Source organism: Arthrobacter crystallopoietes (assembly GCF_002849715.1).
Lineage (GTDB): Bacteria > Actinomycetota > Actinomycetes > Actinomycetales > Micrococcaceae > Crystallibacter > Crystallibacter crystallopoietes.
Window position 1 is genome coordinate 4,168,569 of the sequence record NZ_CP018863.1, and the last position, 18,475, is coordinate 4,187,043.

The window sequence follows — 18,475 nt, forward strand, 5'->3', positions numbered from 1 at the left end:
GCTTTCACACGTATGCAGAGCAGAAAGGCCGGTTGCCACCGATGAGTGGCAACCGGCCTTTATCAAGGGCCTGCTATACGGTAACCTCGTCGCTTTCCGACGACTCATGACGCCGGCGGGCTTCAACCCGCTTGGCCTGCTTCACCAAGGCCGGCTCCTTCGCGCGCAGCCACGCATACATCGGGGCCGCAATGAAGACCGTTGTCACGGTGCCGATGATGATGCCGATAAAGAGGGACAGAGACAGGTCCCGGAGCGTGCCCGCACCGAGCAGCATCGCCCCGATAAAGAGAATCGACGCGACCGGCAGGACGCCCACTACGGACGTATTGATCGACCTGACCAAAGTCTGGTTGACGGCAAGGTTGACCTCCTCCGAGAACGTCCGTTTGGTGGACTTGTCAATGTTCTCGGTATTCTCCCGGACCTTGTCGAAGACCACCACCGTGTCATACAGCGAGTAACTCAGGACCGTCAGGAAGCCGATGATGGCCGACGGAGTCACTTCGAAGTCGCTCAGAGAATAGAGGCCGGCAGTCACGATCAGGACCACCGTCATACCGGACAAGGCGGCTACGGACATCTTCCAAGTACGGAAGTATATAGCCATCATCACCGCTGCCAGGGCGACAAATACCACCAGTCCCCAGATTGCCTGACGGGTCACGTCCTGACCCCACGTGGGTCCTACGAAGGTTGACGTCACCTGGTCCGGTTCTACCTCGTACGCCTCGATCAAGGCGTCGCGGACGGCCAGTGTCTGGTCATCGGAGAGCTGTTCCGTCTGGATCCGCATCGTGTTGGGCGCAATGTTCGTTACCTGCGGTACCAGTCCCGGCTCAACCGAGGTGACGGCCTCTTCGCCCCGGGAGATATCGGTGTTTTCCGTTGCCGAGACCGTAAATTCGGAACCGCCCCGGAAGTCGATGCCGAGGTTGAAACCGCCCTTGACGACCGGCACGATGATTGAAATCAGGATAGCTACCGCCGCGATCAGGAACCACAGCTTGTACTTCTGCACAAAGGGGTAGGAGCGCTTGCCGGTGTATAGGTCATTACCGAATGTTGCCAAGCTGGGCATTAGTTGCTCTCCTTATCCGAGCCACGTCCCGGGACAGAAGCCGAGCGTTCCTTCTCAGCTGCGGCCCTCCGTTCGGCAATCGTCTGGCGTCTGCTCGCTTCTGCCGCGGCTTTGGCATTCTTCGTCCGGACCTTCGGCTGGGCCTCGCCCGGCTGGCGGATCCTGCCGGCACCGCGGTACAGCGGAACGGCTCCCAGCAGCTTCGGATCCAGCCCGGAGAACCTGTGGCCTTCACCGAAGAATTTCGTACGCGCCAGCAGCTGCATGACCGGGTGCGTGAAGAGGTAAACGACCGCGAGGTCGGCTAGTGCTGTCAGGCCCAAGGTGAATGCGAAACCGCGGACGTTGCCGACGGCGACGAAGTAGAGCACGACGGCGGCAAGCAGGTTGACCGCCTTCGAAGCCAGCACGGTCCGTTGTGCCCGCTTCCAGCCATTGTCGACGGCGGACACCAGGCCGCGTCCGTCGCGAAGCTCATCGCGGATACGTTCGAAGTAGACGATGAATGAGTCTGCCGTCTGGCCAATGGCAACAATCAGACCCGCAACACCTGCGAGGGAAAGCCGGTAGTTCTCGGTCCACCCAAGCAACGCAATCGCCAGATAAGTCAAGAACCCTGCCACAACCAGTGAGGCGATGGTGACAAACCCGAGCATGCGGTACTGGAACAGCGAGTAGACGGCAACCAGGGCCAGACCAATCAAGCCGGCGATGATGCCCATGCGCAGCTGTTCGTCACCCAGGGTTGCGGAAATCTGCATTTCGCTCTGGATCTCGAAGCTGATCGGCAGGGCACCGTACTTGAGTTGCTCGGACAGCGCGCGGGCGGACTCTTCCGTGAAGTTACCCGTAATCTGCGGTTTGCCATCGGGAATCACAGCATTGGTTGTCGGAGCCGAAATGACGGTGCCATCGAGGACAATGGCGAACTGGTTCTGTACACCGGTCATTCCGAAGAGGCGTTCGGTAACCTTCTTGAAGGTCTGCGTGCCCTCTTCATTGAATTCGATGTTGACGGCCCACTGGTTCAGCGACTGACCCTGAGTACCGCGGACCTGCCCAAAGCTGGCGGTCGCGATATTGGTACCGGGTACCTCGACCGGGCCGAGAATGTACTTCATCCCGGTATCAGGCTCACACGCCACCATGGGCTGATCCGCCGGCGCACGCTCTTCGGTAGCAGCAGCAACGGCCGCCGGATCCGTGCAGTCCAAGGCCTCGAACTTCTGATACAGCTCCGGCGTAATCCAGTTCAGATCGCTGGCGTCCGTCGGCTCAGCCGTTGGCTCCGGCAGTTCCTCTTCCGGTGTGCGGCTTTCTTCCGGAACTGCTGCTCCTTGGCTTCCGGCGAGGACGGGCCGGAACTCCATCGCGGCGGAGGCCTGGATGAGCTCCCTGGTCTTTGCATCGGGGACACCGGGCAGGCTGACTACAACGTTGCGGCCCGACTGGGTGCTGATTTCGGCCTCGGCGACGCCGGAGCCGTCGACACGCTGGCGGATAATTTCCACGGCTTGTGTCAGTTGCTCGGCAGAAATTTGATCACCGCCGCCTTGGACCTGCGGAGCCAGAATCATCTGCGTTCCGCCCTCAAGGTCCAGCGCCAGCTTCGGCGCCCAGGTGGCTTGGCTGGACATGACCCCGCCGGCGAGAGCGGCGGTGAGGACGGCAAATAGGACACCTAGCCAGACCAAGGTCCGTTTGGCTGCGGTGGTGTGACCGGATCGTGCCATTGATGATCTTTCTCTCATCAGCTTTGGCCGGCGGTGCTAGTGCACCTGTGTGACAACCAGGCAGGGCTCTGCCCTACCCGGTGCCGCGTCGACAAAGCCGTTATCGGCCTACTTGTTGTCTTTGTTGTTTTCTTCGTTGAGACGGTTCAACGGGTCCTCCGCCGGCTCCGAAGCGGGAGCGGTGCCGCTGTTCTCGCCCGTCAACGCCGAGGCATCGTCCGGTACAGCAGGACTTTCGGTGTCGACTACTTCGTTGACAGCCTGCGTATGGACGGTGGCCGTATTGCCCGGCGACAGCTCAATGACAACCTTGTTCTCGTCGCGGTCCACGGAGACAACGGTGCCGTACAGACCGAACGCGGTCATAACCTGGGCGCCCGGATGCATTTTTTCCTGCAGCGCTTCAGCCTTTTCCCGCATCTGGGCCTGGGCCTTCTTCTGCTTGCGGAACATCATGAAGATGAGCAGGCCGAAGATCACGAACAACGCGATGGTCATGAAATCGATGCCACCGCCCTGCGGCTGCGCGTTGCTGGCGGTCAAGACGTTTTCGAACACAGAGTTGTTCCGTTCCTTGTTCTGGGTTGAGCCCGAGGTGGCCGGGCCCAGCGGTCTACGCCGGCATCACCGCGGCCTGAACGGCCCCAGGATGTGCCCGGCATCTCCACTATTCTACGCGTCGTGGCAAACCGGCGCGCATCTTCAGTTGTCGGAGAAATCTGTTTCGTCTTCGGCCAGTACGGTAAACAGGTCAGCACCCGTCCGGACCGCCGATTCCGGCATCTCGATCCCCAGATGAGCCCAGGCGGCCGCAGTGGCTACGCGCCCTCTCGGAGTGCGGCCCAGCAGCCCTTCACGGACCAGATACGGTTCCGCCACCGTTTCAACGGTCTCGGTCTCCTCCCCCACGGCGATCGCCAACGTGGACAGCCCAACAGGTCCGCCCCCAAATTTGGTGATCAACGCGCTGAGCACCGAGCGGTCGAGACGGTCCAGCCCGCGGGCATCCACTTCATACATGTCCAGCGCCGCGGCCGCCGTCCGGGCATCGATTTCCTCCACGCCGTGGACCAGCGCCCAGTCCCGGACGCGGCGCAACAACCTGTTGGCAATACGCGGCGTTCCACGGGAGCGACCGGCAATTTCCGCGAAACCGGCAGAATTGATCTTCAGATCGAGCAGCATGGCAGAGCGGCGAAGCACCAGTTCGAGCTCCTGGGTTGAATAGAACTCCAGATGCCCGGTAAATCCGAAGCGGTCGCGCAGCGGCCCGGGCAGCAGGCCCGCCCTCGTGGTAGCGCCGACCAAAGTGAAGGGCGGCAGGTCCAGCGGAATCGCCGTCGCCCCAGCTCCCTTGCCGACTATGATGTCCACCCGGAAATCCTCCATGGCCATATAGAGCATTTCTTCGGCGGGACGGGACATGCGGTGGATTTCGTCCAGAAACAGAATCTCACCCTCTGTCAGCGAAGACAGAATGGCAGCCAGGTCGCCGGCATGCTGGATGGCTGGTCCCGAGCTGATGCGCAGCGGCGCATTCATCTCGGCCGCAATAATCATGGCCAACGTGGTTTTTCCGAGACCGGGCGGGCCCGAGAGCAGAACGTGGTCCGCAGTCCGCTCCCGGATCCGGGAAGCTTCGAGCACCAGGGAGAGCTGCTGGCGAACCCGGGCCTGGCCCACAAAATCGGAGAGGTTCTTCGGGCGCAGCGCGGATTCAATGGCCCGCTCCTCCGCTTCCCCCGCCGCCGAAACCAGGGATTCGCGGTCTGCGTCGGAAGCCATTATCTGGCCCCCGCGGCAGTCCGCCGCGCACTGCCGCTGCGCGCACCGTCCTGGCCCAGGCTGCGCAGCGTCAGCCGGAGCATGTTCGCCACATCACCCGCTGCCGCCGCTTCCGGATGCTCTGCGGCGGTGTTGTCCAGGGCCGCTCCGGCGTCCTTTTCGGTCCAGCCGAGGCCCTTGAGCGCTTCAAGTACCTGGTCTTCCCAGGCCTGCGCGGCGGGAGCGGAAGCCTCGCCAAGGGGCACGAGTTTGCCGGCAAGTTCAAGCACCATCCTGCTGGCAAGCTTTGGACCGATGCCGGGAACCTTGCTGAACGTTTTGGTGTCCCCTTCGGCAGCGGCAATCCGCAGGATTTCAGGACTGTGGACCGACAGAGCAGCCAGTCCCAGCCGGGGACCGACACCGCTGACGGAAATAAGTGTCTCGAAAACTTCCCGCTGGGAGGCGTCCTCGAAGGCATAAAGCGTCATGGAATCTTCGCGCACGATCATCGTCGTGGACAGTTCCGCCTCGCGGCCGATGTGCAGGGTTGCCAGGGTCTGCGGGGTGGCCTGGACCAGCATCCCGAACCCATTGACATCAACGACGGCGGAATTCAGGCCAACATAGCTGACGATTCCCCGCAACGAACTAATCATGTACCCGCTCCAAAACAGCTTCCAGGGGAAATCGGAGCCACTTGCCGGCATCCGTTCTTCCGAACATACGTACGAACAGCCTACGACGACGAGCCGCTGATCGCAGCACCGCCACGCCTCGTGGTGGTCAGCGGACCTTGCGGCGCGCCTTCGCCTCAGCCTCTGCCCACAATCGCTGGGCGGCAGTCTGCCCGGAGCCGGACTGGCCCCTCGAGCCAGCCACCGGAGCCGTGCTTCCACGCCACGCATGAGTAATGGCCAGAGCCAGGGCATCGGCGGCATCGGCCGGCGTCGGCGGCCTGTCCAGCCGCAAAATCCTCGTGACCATTTTCGTCACGGCGGTCTTGTCCGCCTGGCCATTCCCGGTTACCGCGGCCTTCACCTCCGTAGGAGTGTGCAGTGCGACGGTGATTCCGCGACGGGCAGCTGCGGCAATAACGACGCCGGAGGCCTGGGCCGTGCCCATCACGGTACTGACATTGAGCTGGCTGAATACACGCTCGACGGCGAGTACGTCAGGCGAGTACCTGTCGAGCCACTCATCGATCGAGTTGGAAATGGCGAGGAGCCTCTGCTCAAGGGCGGTGTCCGCCCGCGTGCCTACCACCGTGACGCCGACCAGGGTCGCCCGTCGATTGGGCTCAATGTCCACCACGCCGAAACCGCACCTGGTCAGGCCCGGGTCTACTCCCAGCACCCGCAACGTCACAGCAGCACTACGCGTCTTCGGATTCCAGCGTTGCCATGACCTCTTCGGAGATGTCGGCGTTTGAATAGACGTTCTGCACGTCGTCGAGGTCCTCGAGAGCATCCACAAGCTTCATGAATTTGCGCGCCGCGTCCGCTTCCAGCTCGACCTCCATTGAAGGCACAAACTCGACCTCGTCGGTCTCGTATTCGATGCCGGCTTCCTCCAGACCGGCGACCACTGCACGCAGGTCGGTCGGATCGGAATGGATTTCGAAGTTGTCGCCGGACTCCTTGACCTCTTCGGCGCCTGCGTCCAGCACCGCCATCAGGACGTCGTCCTCGGTCAGATCGTTCTTGGGCAGAGCGACAACACCCTTGCGTGCGAACATGTACGCCACCGATCCCGGATCGGCGATGGTTCCGCCGTTGCGAGTGATGGCCAGGCGCACCTCCGAGGCGGCGCGGTTCTTGTTGTCGGTCAGGCACTCAATGAGCACTGCCGATCCCTGCGGACCCCGCGCTTCGTAGATGATTTCGGTGTAGTCGACTACTTCGCCGGTCAGGCCTGCTCCGCGCTTGATGGCGCGGTCAATGTTGTCGTTCGGCACGGACGTCTTCTTGGCCTTCTGCACGGCCAGTTCCAAGCCGGGGTTTCCAGCCATATCGGCTCCGCCAGCGCGGGCGGCAACTTCAATGTTCTTGATCAGCTTCGCGAAAGACTTCGCACGGCGGGCGTCGATGACCGCTTTCTTATGCTTAGTGGTCGCCCATTTAGAGTGTCCCGACATGCTTACGCTTCTCCTCTAACGATTCGGATAAAAAGTTCGTGGATGCGGCGCTCCCCCGTAACCTCCGGGTGGAAGGATGTCGCCAGCAAATGCCGCGAACGCACTGCGACAATTCTAGCCGTCCCGTGCAATGTATCCGTATGGGAGGCTTCCTGCGGCTCAACCTGGGCCAGGATCTCCACGCCTTCCCCCACTCGTTCCACCCACGGCGCGCGAATGAATACGGCATGGACCGGCGCGGGCTCGGCGCCGGGCCCGGTCGCGCTGAATTCGAGTCCGCTGAAGCGCAGATCCGTTTCAAAAGACTCGCGCTGGCGGCCGAAGGCGTTCCGGCGCACCGTAATATCGAGCCCGCCCAGGGTTTGCTGGGGATTGCCCTTTAGATCAGTGGAGGGATCGGCAATCTCATCGGCAAGCATGATCATTCCTGCGCACGATCCGTATACCGGCATGCCGTCGGCAATCCGCTTCTGCAAGGGGACGGCGAGTTCGAAGATGCGCGTGAGTTTGTCGATGGTCGTGGATTCACCGCCGGGAATCACCAGACCATCCACCGCATCGAGTTCGGCCGGGCGGCGGACCGGGACCGCGGAGGCGCCGCTGTGTTCCAGAGCCGCGATGTGTTCGCGGACATCTCCCTGCAGGGCAAGTACACCAATGTTGACCAACGGCTGATTCCTCGGGTTTCTCATCAGGGGCCGGAACTTGAGCGGCCGCTGCAAAAACAGTAACGCCAACCCTTGGTCCAGCGCTAAATAGGCCGGCGCACAATCGTCCCCGAAAGGTCATAGGCCTCTTGTATAGTTTCTACTCATGCGACACCTCCTTGCGACCCTTGCCGGAAAGGCCGTTAAGACGGTGGCGAAACTGCGCGGAGGTGGTTCCGCCCTCCCCGGCCTGGTCGCGGAGAAGATCGATCCGAACTTCCTGCCGCGCACTCTGGGCAACCTGCCCCAGGGCGTCGTCGTCATCAGCGGCACCAACGGCAAGACCACCACTACCAAAATGGTGGTGGAACTGCTGCAGGGCCAGGGGTTGAAAGTCTTCACCAACCGGACCGGCAGCAATTTCACCCGCGGCGTGGTCGCAGCCGTGCTGGGCGAAGCCACCATCGGCGGCAAGCTCGGCGCAGACGTTGCCGTGCTGGAGCTCGACGAGGCCCATGCGGTGCACTTCGTCAAACTCGTCGCACCGCGCTACTGCCTGCTGCTCAATGTCATGCGCGACCAGCTGGACAGGTTCGGCGAGATCGAGACCACGGCAGGGTTCCTGCGGCAGATCGCGGCGGCCACCACCGAGGCCGTGGCGCTCAACCGGGAAGATCCGCGCATTGCCGCCCTGGCCGAATCCGTTACCGCGGAGCGGGTCCATTACTTTGGCTTGGCCCCGCAGCTGCGTGCCATGTTCCCCAATGACGATGACATGCGTTCGGGCGGCACCAGCGATATCTCCGACCTGCCCGCGGCCGACGTCGTCCTCTCCGCCTGCGAGGGTGCCTCGGCTACTTTTACGGTTGGCAGCCGCGATATTGACGCCGAGCTGAAGCTCACGGGCGTGTACAACATCTACAACGCCGCCGCCGCCTTGGCGCTGGCCCGGACCGTGGTCGGCGCGGACGTGGATGAAGAAGCCCTGCTGGACTCGCTGGAGGCCGTCACTCCTGCCTTCGGCCGCGGCGAGAGCCTCACCGTCAATGGCAAGCCGCTGGACCTGGTGCTGGTGAAGAATCCGGCTGGATTCCGTCTAGCCCTGCGCTCGTTCCCGCCTGAAGGCTTCAGCACCATGATCGCGATCAATGACAATTATGCGGACGGGCGGGACATGTCCTGGCTGTGGGACGTGGATTTCGATTCGCTTGCCTCAGCCGGCGTTGCGGAAGTCAGCGGAGTGCGTGCCAACGACATGGCGCTGCGGCTGTTCTACGAGGACGTCCCGGTACGGCACGTGGACACGGATCTTTCGGCATCGCTGCACCGGTTCATCGCACTGGAACCGGAGGCGCCCAAACGTATTTACTGCACTTACACCGCCATGCTCGCGCTGCGCCGGGAGCTGGGGAAGCTGACCGAAGTGGAGGTGGTTTCCTAAATGGATGCCCCCGTGATTGACCTGCTCCAGCTGTATCCGCGCGACATGAATATCTACGGAGACTGGGGAAATGTCCTGGTCCTGCGCAAGCGCCTGCAGTTGCGGGGCTACGACGTCCGCCTGCACGAGTACAACCCGGGCGACACGTTTCCGGACCAAGTGGACCTGATTGTCGGCGGCGGCGGCCAGGATTCGGGCCAGAACAAGATCCAGGCCGATCTGCTCCAGCTCGGCGGGCGGTTGCGCGAACTCGCGGACGACGGCGTGCCCATGCTCGCCATTTGCGGGCTGTACCAGCTGTTCGGAAACTTCTTCAAGACCCACACCGGCGAGGTCATCAAGGGCATCGGCCTACTCGATGTGGACACCGTCGGCGGGCCCAAGCGGTTGATCGGCAACACCGTCCTGGAGAGCGAAGAGTTCGGCACGGTCATTGGCTATGAAAACCATAGCGGCCAGACCTACCTCAAGGGCGGGACCCAGCCGCTGGGCACGGTCACCAAGGGGGAAGGCAACAACGGCCACGACTCCACCGAGGGCGCACGCTACCGCAACGTGGTTGCCAGCTACCTGCACGGTTCGCTGCTGCCCAAGAACCCCGCGGTGGCGGATTTCCTGGTCCGCCACGCCGCACTGCGCCGCCATGGCAGCTTCGATGATGCGCCGCTGCAGATCCCGTTCGAGGAACAGGCCCGCCAAGACGCCGCAGCGCGCCCGCGCTGAGCCGCACCGGTACCCGTTAGACAGCTGCCCCGCATTACCTGCCGCTGAGCAGCCACTCCTGGGCGCCGTCCTCCGCTGCGCCCATCGACTCCACGGTGTCCTTGGTCCGTTCCCGGCTTGCGGCATCGGCCTCCGGTGAAACGCACGCCGGGCCCTCTTCCAGGGCATCCGCTGCGACCGGACACCAGCGGTGCTCCGGGCCATCAAAGGTAACCGGCAGCCAGGCGAGCCGGGAAACGTCCCAGGGGCCGCCGTCGTCGTTCTGGCTGAACCGGGCGCGCACCATGAGCCCCTCGGTGTTGAGGATGTTCGGCGTGGCATGGGCCGCGATGGCATTGCCCAGCCCGTAGACAATCCAGGTGTCCTTGTACTTCTCGATGGGCTGTACCGAGTGGCTGTGGTGCCCGTAGATCAGCGAGAACTCGCCGCTGTCCGCCAGCTCGTGCGCCACGTCCTGCTGCTGCGCGTTCGCGTAGTTAGTGTACTCATCCCCCGCGTGGACGGCGCCCAGGACGATGTCCGCGCCTTCCTCCCGGGCCTGCCTGGCTTTGGCGATCATGGCGTCCGCATCCAGCACGTCCACCTGCCACGGCTCGTCCGGCACCAGCCCGTTAAGCGCGTACGTTGCCTCGATGATTGCGACGCGGGCGGCAGGCGTATCCATGATCAGCACCTCCTCGGCATCGGTGCGGGTGCGGTAGGACCCGGTATGTTCAAGGCCTGCCTCGTCCAGCGCGTCCAGCGTCCGTTCCAGCCCCGCGGTGCCGCGGTCAATGGTGTGGTTGCTGGCCGTGGTGCAGGCGTCGTAGCCGAGCTCCGCGATGGCATTCAGGATCTGCGGGGGCGCGTTGAAGGACGGGTACGCCGCGTACGGGCCGCCGGTTTCGGCCACGGGGGTTTCCATATGGCAGAGGGCAAGATCGCTGGTGTCCACGTAAGGTTCCTGCGCCGACAGGATCGGGCCAAAGTCCAATGGTCCACGGCCCGTTTCCTCCGCATCCTCCGCCGCCTGGTGCCAGAGGGCTTCGTGCAGCAGCAAGTCCCCGGTCATGACCACTGAGGTGCAGCGGACACCGGGACATTCCGGTCCGGCTCCGGCCGTTGTGGACGGCGATACGGACGACGACGGCGGCACCTGACTGCCGCCGTCGCTAGCCTCTTGCGCCGGGTCGGCAGAGGCAGACGGAGCAGCTGCAGCAGAAGATGCCGTGTCAACTGCCGTTCCATTGCCTGGCCCTGTGCCCGTAGCACTGCAGCCGGCGAGCAGGGCTGCTGCGGCCAGGGGCAGCACCAACCGAGGCAGCCCCTTTCCGGCCCAGTCCACATCCGCCCATTGGCGCGGACGTGTTAGGTGAACTCTTGCGCCGCTTTCTGGCATGCCGCCAGTGTAAGCCGCGGCGGGGCCGGACCGCCGACGGCGCGTCTGTGCCGCCACTGGATGACCTCAGGAGAACCGGCGTTGCATGGCAAAGTAGTGCCATGGCAAACCCGTTCCTCGCTCCCAGCACGCTCCCCTACGAGCTGCCGGCCTTCGCCGACATCCGCGCAGAGGATTACCTGCCCGCGTTCGAGGCCGGATTCGCACAGCAGCTGACCGAAATCGAGAACATCGCCGCGAACCCGGAACCGGCGTCCTTTGCCAACACCATGGTTGCCTTCGAGCGGTCCGGCCGGACGCTGCAGCGCGTCGCGGCGGTCCTGCGCAACATCGCCTCCGCAGACGCGACCGAGGAGATCCGGCAACTGGAACAGACCGTGTCCCCGCGGCTCGCCAAGCACCAGGACAACATCTACCTGCATCCAGAGCTGTACCGGCGCATCATGGCGGTCGATGAAAGCGCCGAGGACCTCAACGGCGAGAATCTGCGCCTGGTGTCCGAGCTGCGCAAGCAGTTCCGCCAGGCCGGAGCCGGCCTCGAGCCCGCCGGGCAGAAGCGGCTGCGCGAGTTGAACGTGCGCTTGTCGGAACTGGCCACGGAGTATTCGCAGGAGCTCCTGGCCGCGGGGAACGCTGCCGCACTGCACGTGGCTGACCGCGCTCTTCTGGACGGGCTGCCCGAGGAGGACATCACCGCCGCGGCCGAGGCCGCCCGGGAAGCCGGATATGACTCTGGCTGGCTGCTCACGCTGGTTCTGCCGACCGCTCAGCCCGCCCTCGAAGTGCTTACGAACCGGGAGACCCGGCGTCGGCTCTTCCAGGCCTCGGTGGGCCGCGGCGAAGACGGAAACCGGACGGTATTCCTCGCGGCACGACTGGCCGAACTGCGTGCCGAGCGCGCCGCGCTGCTCGGCTACCGGAATCACGCCGAATACGTCCTCGATTCGCAAACGGCCCCTTCGCTTGAAGCAGTGCGTCAGCTGCTCGCGCAACTGGTGCCGGCGGCAGTGGCCAACGCGCGGACGGAGGCCGGTGTCCTGGCCGCCGCGGCGGGCCACGACATCGAACCCTGGGACTGGGCCTTCTACTCCGAGCAGGTGCGGCGTCGTGACTATGACGTCGACCTGGCGCAGCTGCGTCCATACTTCGAACTCGAAAGTGTGCTCCATGGCGGCGTCTTCCACGCGGCGGAACAACTGTACGGGCTGAGCTTCGAAGCACGTCCGGACCTGCGGGGCTACCACCCGGATATCCGGGTTTGGGAAGTCAGGAACGACGACGGCACGGGACTTGGTCTGTTCCTGGGTGACTACTATGCGCGGCCGACCAAAAATGGGGGTGCGTGGATGGATTCGTTTGTCGAACAGTCCGGCTTGCTCGGCCAGCAGGCGGTAGTTGTTAACAATCTGAACACCACCAAACCCGCCCCGGGCGAGCCGACCTTGCTCACCTTTGACCAGGTCGTGACGCTCTTCCACGAATTCGGCCATGCGCTGCATGGTTTGTTCTCCCAGGTCGGGTATCCGCGGTTCTCCGGAACCAGCGTGCCCCGCGACTTCGTCGAATACCCTTCCCAGGTCAATGAAATGTGGATGCTGTGGCCACAGATCGTGGAGGGCTATGTCCGTCACCATGTCACAGGTGCCGCCCTTCCGCCGCGGACGGTCGACAAGATCGATGCGGCGCGGCTCTGGGGCGAAGGCTTCGCCACCACCGAATATTTGGCGGCTACGCTGCTGGATCTGGCCTGGCATAGCCTGCCCGCAGGAACGCGCATCGATGATCCGCTCTCCTTCGAGAAGGATGCGCTCAAGGACGCCGGGCTCGATCTGGACCTCATTCCGCCGCGCTACCGCAGCGGCTACTTTAAACACGTCTTCGCGGGTGGCTATGCGGCCGGCTACTACTCCTATCTCTGGAGCGAAGTGCTGGACGCGGACACCGTGATGTGGTTCCGCGAAAACGGCGGACTGAACAGGGAGAACGGAGCTCGTTTCCGGACCCACTTGCTCTCCCGGGGCAACAGCACGGATCCGTTGAAGGCCTTCCGCGATTTCCGTGGCCGCGACGCCGAAATCGGGCCGCTGCTCGCTCGCCGCGGACTCGACGGCAACGAGCGGGCCATCAGCTAGCGGAATCTTCGACGAATAGTGCGATGCTGATTTTACGACCAACAAGGAGATACGACCCATGCCTGAACCGGCCACCGCGAAGAATTCCATCACCCTTCGGTTCCTCGCTGCTCCCACGGATGTCGGTTACAGCGGGACGGTCGACGCCGGAACTGTCCTTGAGTGGATCGACAAGGCTGCCTACGCCTGTGCCGTGGGCTGGAGCAAGTCCTATTGTGTGACGGCCTATGTGGGCAACATCCACTTTGCCGATCCTGTTCTCGTCGGAGACATGGTCGAGGTTGAATCCACGATCATCTACACCGGGCGCAGCAGCATGCACATCCAGGCCACCGTTAGCTCCGGGGATCCCAAGGGCGGCGGCGCCACGATGCGCAGTCGGTGCCTGGTGATCTTCGTAGCGGTGGGCAAGGACGGCAAATCCATTCCAGTAGAGCCCTGGATTCCCCGGACCGAGGAAGAAAAGGAACAGGAGCAGCTGGCCATCAAGCGCCTGGACATTCGCGCCGACATCGAGAAGGCGATGTCCCGGCAGGTGTACACCGATGCAGGAACAGCTCCCCGTACCGTGCTGCGCTTCCTGGCCGCCCCTTCCGATGTGAACTGGGGCGGGAAGGTTCATGGCGGGACCGTGATGAAGTGGATCGACGAGGCCGCCTATGTTTGCGCGTCGCGGTATTGCGGCAAGGACGTTGTCGCTGTCTTTTCCGGCGGCGTGCGGTTCTACCGTCCCTTGCTGATCGGCAATGTGGTCGAAGTCGAGGCCCGGCTGGTTTACACCGGCAACAAGGGAATGCACGTCTCGGTACATGTGCGCTCGGGGGACCCGAAAACCGGCGAACTTGAGTTGACCACCTATTGCCTGACGGTCATGGTGGCACGCGACGAGACGGGCACTGCCGTACCGATCCCGCCGTGGCATCCGGTTTCCAATGAGGACCGCGAACTGGAACAGCACGTCCGGGAGATCATCCGTATCCGCAGCCGAATCCCCGGCAACCGGCTTCCAAGCCATTTGCGGGGCAGCGCGAACGCCGACTGACGCCGGACGGAACGGTCGTCTGCCCGATGGAACGAGGCTTCGGCCCCAACCCGCCACGGGTGTTAACGCAGGAAGTCCGGAACCGTTGCTTGCAGCGGTTCCGGACTTCCGGCGTCGTTAGTTGTTCCTGATTTCCTACCAGCCGCGCTCGGCGAGGCGGTGCGGTTCAGGAATTTCGTCTACGTTGATGCCGACCATGGCTTCGCCCAGTCCGCGGGAGACCTTGGCGATCATGTCCGGGTCGTCGTAGAACGTGGTGGCCTTGACGATGGCAGCGGCGCGCTCGGCCGGGTTGCCGGACTTGAAGATACCGGAACCGACGAACACGCCGTCAGCCCCGAGCTGCATCATCATGGCCGCATCCGACGGAGTGGCGATACCACCTGCGGTGAAGAGCACCACGGGAAGCTTGCCGGTCGAAGCGATTTCCTTGACCAGTTCGTACGGGGCCTGCAGTTCCTTGGCCGCGACGTACAGCTCGTCTTCCGGCAGGGCGGCGAGCTTGGCGATCTGCGCGCGGATCTGGCGCATGTGCCCGGTGGCGTTGGAGACATCGCCGGTACCGGCTTCACCCTTGGAGCGGATCATGGCCGCGCCTTCGTTGATGCGGCGCAGGGCCTCGCCCAGGTTGGTGGCACCGCAGACGAACGGAACGGTGAAGTTCCACTTGTCGATGTGGTTGGTGTAGTCGGCCGGGGTCAGGACCTCGGACTCGTCAATGTAGTCCACGCCGAGGGACTGCAGGACCTGGGCCTCGACGAAGTGGCCGATGCGCGCCTTGGCCATCACCGGAATGGAAACGGCTTCGATGATGCCGTCGATCATGTCCGGATCGCTCATGCGGGACACGCCGCCCTGGGCACGGATGTCGGCGGGAACCCGCTCGAGAGCCATCACGGCGACCGCGCCGGCGTCTTCGGCGATGCGGGCCTGCTCGGGGGTTACGACGTCCATGATGACGCCGCCCTTCAACATTTCAGCCATACCGCGCTTAACCCGGCTGCTGCCCGTTACCGGTGCGTGAGTTGAAGTTTCGTTACTGCTGGACACTAAAAGCCCCTAGGAGTTGGTGGGAAGGAGTACATTTCATGATACGCCGTGCCGTGGTGTTTCAGCTCACCTGTGACAGCATGCGGCACGGGCTAAGTCAGGGCCGCTTCATGCTTCGACTTGCGTCTGCCGGTAGACGGCCAGAATGCGCTGGATAACGGTGACCAGGCTGGCGGCGGCCAGCAGGACCAACACCACGAGCAGTACTACCGGCGGCAGTCCGAGCCCGGTGAAGCCGGTGAAGACCAGCACCGCGACGAGCCGCTCGGAGCGCTCTGCTATTCCGACGTCGGCCCTGCAGCCGAGGGATTCGGCTTTCGCCCGCGCGTAGGAAACCAGCATGCCCAGAACCAGACAGATCAGTGCGGCCACGGCGATGGGAACGCTGGCTCCGCCCGTGAAGAACCATATGGTGACTCCGGCGAACACCGCGGCGTCCGCCAGACGATCCAAGGTCGAATCCAGGAAGCTCCCCCAACTGCTGCTGCGGTTGAGCATCCGGGCCATCAGCCCGTCCACCATGTCCGAGAAAACGAACGCGGTAATAAAGAGCGTGCCCCAGAACAATTCGCCCATGGGGTAGAAGACCAAGGCACCAATGGACACGCCAAGAGTGCCGATGATGGTCACCGCATCGGGGGAAACACCGAGTTTGATCAGCAGCCGCGCCAAAGGGGCAAACAGCTTCCCGAAGAAACCGCGCGCGTACTTATTGAGCATTCGTGCCGCTACCCGGCCGGCCAGGCTTGCGCCACCTGTTGACGGACTTCGTCCAGGGTCTGCGTGATGGCCTTCGTCTGTGCGATGATCGGCAGGAAATTCCCGTCCCCGCCCCAGCGCGGCACAACGTGCTGATGCAGGTGTGCGGCCACGCCTGCTCCCCCGGTCACGCCCTGGTTCATGCCCAGGTTGAAACCGGTTGGATTGGCCACCTTGCGCAGCACGCGCATGGCAGTCTGGGTCAGCTCGGCGAACTCGGCTGTTTCTTCCACGGTGATGTCGGTGTAGTCCGGAACGTGGCGGTACGGGCAGATCAGCAAGTGGCCGGGGTTGTACGGGAAAAGGTTCAGCACAACGTAGTTGAACTTGCCCCGGTACACGATCAAGGATTCTTCATCGGAACGTCCCGGCGCCACGCAGAAGGGGCACTCGTCCTTGCCCTTGAACTGGTCCTGTCCGCCTTTGACGTAGGCCATGCGGTGCGGAGTCCAGAGGCGCTGGAAGGCGTCCGGAACCCCGGCCAGCTCGAACTCGTCGGTCATCTGGCCTTCAGGCTGCTGGTGAGGCACACCCGCCGAATCCGTCATAGCTGGTGATCCCGGTTACGGACGGCTTCAACAATCCTGGCCACGGCGCCGTCGACGGGTACGCCGTTGTCCTGGCTGCCGTCGCGGAAACGGAAGGACACTGCGCCGGCTTCGGCGTCTTCACCGCCGGCGATGAGGACAAACGGGATCTTGTCCTTGCTGGCGGTCCGGATCTTCTTCGGGAACCGGTCCGAACCGAAATCTGCTTCCGCCCGAATACCAGCGGCCTTGAGCTTGGCGATGACCTCGCCCATGTAGTCGTTGAAGGCCTCCGCCACGGGGATACCGACAACCTGCACCGGTGCGAGCCAGGCCGGGAAGGCACCGGCATAGTGCTCGATGAGCACGCCCATGAAGCGTTCGACCGAGCCGAACAGGGCACGGTGGATCATGACGGGGCGCTGGCGGGAACCGTCGGCTGCCTGGTACTCAAGTTCGAAGCGCTCGGGCAGGTTGAAGTCCAGCTGGATGGTGGACATCTGCCAGGTACGGCCGATCGCGTCGCGGGCCTGCACAGAGATCTTCGGGCCGTAGAACGCAGCTCCGCCCGGATCCGGAACCAGCTCCAGACCGGAGGCTTCGGCGACTTCGGCCAGCGTACGGGTAGCTTCATCCCAGACTTCGTCTGCACCGACGTACTTCTCGGGATCCTTGGTGGAGAGTTCCAGATAGAAATCGTCCAGCCCGTAGTCCTTGAGCAGCGCCAGCACAAAGTTCAGGGTATTGGTCAGTTCGTCCTTCATCTGCTCGCGGGTGCAGTAGATGTGGGCGTCATCCTGGGTCATGCCGCGGACCCGGGTCAGCCCATGCACCACACCCGATTTCTCATAGCGGTAGACGGAACCGAATTCGAACATCCGCAGCGGCAGCTCGCGGTAAGAACGTCCGCGTGAGCGGAAGATCAGGTTGTGCATCGGGCAGTTCATCGGCTTCAGGTAATAGTCCTGGCCGGGTTTGACCACTTCATTGGTTTCGGGGTCGCGGGTCTCGTCCACGTGGATGGGCGGGAACATGCCGTCGCGGTACCAGTCCAGGTGGCCGGAGACTTCGTACAGGTGCCCCTTGGTGATATGCGGGGTGTAGACGAAGTCGTAGCCGGCTTCGGTGTGCCGCTGGCGTGAATAGTCTTCCATCGCCTTGCGGACAATGCCGCCCTTCGGATGGAACACCGGCAGCCCTGAACCGAGTTCATCGGGGAAGGAGAACAAGTCAAGCTCCGAACCCAGCTTGCGGTGGTCCCGGCGCTCGGCCTCCGCGAGGCGCTCCTGGTAGGCCTTCAGCGCCTCCTTGGTGGGCCAGGCGGTGCCGTAGATGCGCTGCAACTGCTTGTTCTTCTCGTTGCCCAGCCAATAGGCGGCCGCCGAGCGGGTCAGCGCGAAGGCGTTCGAGATGAGCTTGGTGTTGGGAAGGTGCGGGCCACGGCAGAGGTCGCACCAGATGGTGTCGCCGGTCTTGCGGTCCACATTGTCGTAGATGGTGATCTCGCCGGCACCGACCTCGACGTTCACGCCCTCGCCGGCTTCATCGGCTTCGGCTGACTTGTCCAGCAGGATCAGCTTATAAGGTTCATCAGCCATGGCAGCCCGGGCTTCGTCCTCCGTGACCACCCGGCGGGCAAACTTCTGGTTCTGGTTGACGATCTTGAGCATCATCTTCTCAAGGGTCTTCAGATCATCAGGAGTGAAAGGTTCCTCGACGTCGAAATCAAAGTAAAAGCCGTCGGTGATGTACGGGCCGATGCCGAGCTTGGCGTCCGGGCGGAGCTGCTGCACGGCCTGTGCCATCACATGGGCAGTGGAGTGGCGCAGGACGTTCAGCCCGTCGGGGGAATCGATGGTTACGGATTCGATCTTGGCGTCTTCGGACAGCGGCTGGTCCAGGTCTTTGAGCACCCCGTCCACGCGCATTACGACGACGTCGCGGCGCTCGAAGAATAACTCCGCCCCGGTAATGCCCGTGTTCACTTGTTTCTCTTCGCCGTCGACGATGAGAGTCATGTTTTGGGGCGCTGACACGAAGGTCTCCTTATGTTTCGATTTA

Annotated in this window: 17 protein-coding genes; 4 read left to right on the forward strand and 13 right to left on the reverse strand. The window is 63.2% G+C overall.

Going from position 1 to position 18,475, the window contains the following annotated elements; translation table 11 throughout:
- Positions 1-73: 73 nt before the first annotated feature.
- From secF to pdxT, 8 genes are all read right to left on the reverse strand, one after another.
- Entirely contained in the window at positions 74-1,081 is a 1,008-nt protein-coding gene (gene secF, locus AC20117_RS19175; RefSeq protein ID WP_074702231.1) for a protein translocase subunit SecF, read from the reverse strand.
- Positions 1,081-2,814, reverse strand: a complete 1,734-nt coding sequence (secD, locus tag AC20117_RS19180) for a protein translocase subunit SecD (protein ID WP_074702229.1) — start codon at positions 2,812-2,814, stop codon at positions 1,081-1,083. Before secD ends, secF begins: the two co-directional genes overlap by 1 nt.
- Before the next feature lie 108 nt (positions 2,815-2,922).
- Positions 2,923-3,372 (reverse strand): preprotein translocase subunit YajC, encoded by a 450-nt coding sequence (gene yajC / locus AC20117_RS19185; RefSeq protein WP_418202228.1) that lies wholly within the window; start codon positions 3,370-3,372, stop codon positions 2,923-2,925.
- Between the two features lie 144 nt (positions 3,373-3,516).
- Complete coding sequence (gene ruvB / locus AC20117_RS19190) at positions 3,517-4,599, reverse strand: Holliday junction branch migration DNA helicase RuvB (RefSeq protein ID WP_074702227.1); 1,083 nt, start codon at positions 4,597-4,599, stop codon at positions 3,517-3,519.
- A complete protein-coding gene (gene ruvA, locus AC20117_RS19195; protein WP_074703399.1) occupies positions 4,599-5,237 on the reverse strand; it encodes a Holliday junction branch migration protein RuvA in 639 nt (212 codons plus the stop codon). The genes ruvB and ruvA overlap by 1 nt, the downstream gene beginning before the upstream one ends.
- A 127-nt stretch (positions 5,238-5,364) precedes the next feature.
- Positions 5,365-5,946 (reverse strand): crossover junction endodeoxyribonuclease RuvC, encoded by a 582-nt coding sequence (gene ruvC / locus AC20117_RS19200; RefSeq protein ID WP_074702225.1) that lies wholly within the window; start codon positions 5,944-5,946, stop codon positions 5,365-5,367.
- A gap of 7 nt (positions 5,947-5,953) precedes the next feature.
- Positions 5,954-6,715, reverse strand: a complete 762-nt coding sequence (locus AC20117_RS19205) for a YebC/PmpR family DNA-binding transcriptional regulator (RefSeq protein WP_074702223.1) — start codon at positions 6,713-6,715, stop codon at positions 5,954-5,956.
- Between the two features lie 2 nt (positions 6,716-6,717).
- Positions 6,718-7,383, reverse strand: a complete 666-nt coding sequence (pdxT, locus tag AC20117_RS19210) for a pyridoxal 5'-phosphate synthase glutaminase subunit PdxT (protein ID WP_236777375.1) — start codon at positions 7,381-7,383, stop codon at positions 6,718-6,720.
- 145 nt (positions 7,384-7,528) lie between these two features.
- On the opposite strand from pdxT, the gene AC20117_RS19215 reads away from it, so the two are divergent.
- Both AC20117_RS19215 and AC20117_RS19220 read left to right on the forward strand, forming a co-directional pair.
- Complete coding sequence (locus AC20117_RS19215) at positions 7,529-8,803, forward strand: Mur ligase family protein (RefSeq protein WP_074702221.1); 1,275 nt, start codon at positions 7,529-7,531, stop codon at positions 8,801-8,803.
- A complete protein-coding gene (locus tag AC20117_RS19220; RefSeq protein ID WP_074702220.1) occupies positions 8,804-9,526 on the forward strand; it encodes a type 1 glutamine amidotransferase in 723 nt (240 codons plus the stop codon).
- Positions 9,527-9,560: 34 nt separating this feature from the next.
- On the opposite strand, the gene AC20117_RS19225 is transcribed toward AC20117_RS19220, so the two are convergent.
- Entirely contained in the window at positions 9,561-10,577 is a 1,017-nt protein-coding gene (locus AC20117_RS19225; RefSeq protein ID WP_236777376.1) for a CapA family protein, read from the reverse strand.
- Between the two features lie 428 nt (positions 10,578-11,005).
- Between AC20117_RS19225 and AC20117_RS19230 the strand changes: the two genes are divergently transcribed.
- Entirely contained in the window at positions 11,006-13,036 is a 2,031-nt protein-coding gene (locus tag AC20117_RS19230) for a M3 family metallopeptidase (RefSeq protein ID WP_074702217.1), read from the forward strand.
- Between the two features lie 58 nt (positions 13,037-13,094).
- The gene (locus AC20117_RS19235) at positions 13,095-14,078 is read left to right on the forward strand and encodes an acyl-CoA thioesterase (RefSeq protein WP_074702215.1); all 984 of its coding nucleotides are present in this window, start codon (positions 13,095-13,097) and stop codon (positions 14,076-14,078) included.
- 135 nt (positions 14,079-14,213) lie between these two features.
- On the opposite strand, the gene pdxS is transcribed toward AC20117_RS19235, so the two are convergent.
- The 4 genes from pdxS to thrS all read right to left on the reverse strand — a co-directional run bounded on the left by pdxS (position 14,214) and on the right by thrS (position 18,450).
- Positions 14,214-15,062 carry a pyridoxal 5'-phosphate synthase lyase subunit PdxS gene (pdxS, locus tag AC20117_RS19240; protein ID WP_205834774.1) on the reverse strand — a complete coding sequence of 283 codons (849 nt, stop codon included), beginning with the start codon at positions 15,060-15,062 and terminating at the stop codon, positions 14,214-14,216.
- Positions 15,063-15,236: 174 nt separating this feature from the next.
- Positions 15,237-15,848: a phosphatidylinositol phosphate synthase gene (pgsA, locus tag AC20117_RS19245; RefSeq protein ID WP_074702212.1), complete on the reverse strand. Its 612-nt coding sequence runs from the start codon at positions 15,846-15,848 to the stop codon at positions 15,237-15,239.
- A gap of 8 nt (positions 15,849-15,856) precedes the next feature.
- A complete protein-coding gene (locus tag AC20117_RS19250) occupies positions 15,857-16,435 on the reverse strand; it encodes an HIT family protein (protein WP_074702211.1) in 579 nt (192 codons plus the stop codon).
- The gene (gene thrS / locus AC20117_RS19255; RefSeq protein WP_074702209.1) at positions 16,432-18,450 is read right to left on the reverse strand and encodes a threonine--tRNA ligase; all 2,019 of its coding nucleotides are present in this window, start codon (positions 18,448-18,450) and stop codon (positions 16,432-16,434) included. Before thrS ends, AC20117_RS19250 begins: the two co-directional genes overlap by 4 nt.
- Between the last annotated feature and the right edge of the window lie 25 nt (positions 18,451-18,475).